This window comes from Massilia genomosp. 1, assembly GCF_011682185.1.
GTDB lineage: Bacteria > Pseudomonadota > Gammaproteobacteria > Burkholderiales > Burkholderiaceae_D > Telluria_A > Telluria_A rubra.
The window spans coordinates 1-651 of the sequence record NZ_WHJF01000352.1 but is presented as its reverse complement, the minus strand read 5'-3'; the positions used below and the strand labels follow the sequence as shown (position 1 = coordinate 651).

The following is a 651-nucleotide window of genomic DNA, read 5'->3' as shown; positions in this document are numbered from 1 at the left end:
CCCGCGTGACCTGCGTTGGCTTGCAGTATTTCAGCGGGTCGCCTGGCAGATCGGAGGACCAGCATCCGTCGCCAGTATGGAAAAACGGCACCACGCGGCGCTCACGCAGCGCGGCCGACAGCTCCGCTGGCGCACCCTCCTCTGCAGCGATATCGGCGTGCCATTCAAGGCTTCTGGCGTTCATTATTGGGACGAGCGTGGGCGCTCCTTCGGCGTCAAAGAACAGAAAGCCGTGGGGATTGGTAAAAAGATAGTATTCAACGAATCCGTAGCGATCACACAGGCCCTGGACCATGGCGGCCGCAGCCGGGTCGCGCAAAAATCCAAACTCGTGGGCGTCCAGCTGACCGGCCTGGCTGCGTGATTGATCGAGGAAGTAGGTGTTCTGCAGAGCGTCGATGGCCGCCTCCAGCTGGTCGAGCGCGTCGGGCTCCTGCTTCCGGATAAACCGATGAATGAGGCCACGATTAAAGGCCGCCACGGCAAAGCTCGCGTCGGCGCGCGCAGTTAACATGATTTTCTTACAGGGCAGATCGGCGGCCGCCTCGCAAAACTCCAGCCCATCCATGTCCGGCATCGCGTAATCGATCACCACGACAGTGGGCAGCGAAAAACGCTGGGGATCGCCGACAAAGTGATAGATCCGCTCCA

General features: G+C 60.7%; 1 protein-coding gene. It reads right to left on the bottom strand.

Annotated elements, in window-relative coordinates; genetic code table 11:
• Positions 1-651, bottom strand: a 651-nt coding sequence (locus F1735_RS34035; protein WP_167241465.1) for a response regulator, incomplete at both ends; no start/stop codon positions are given.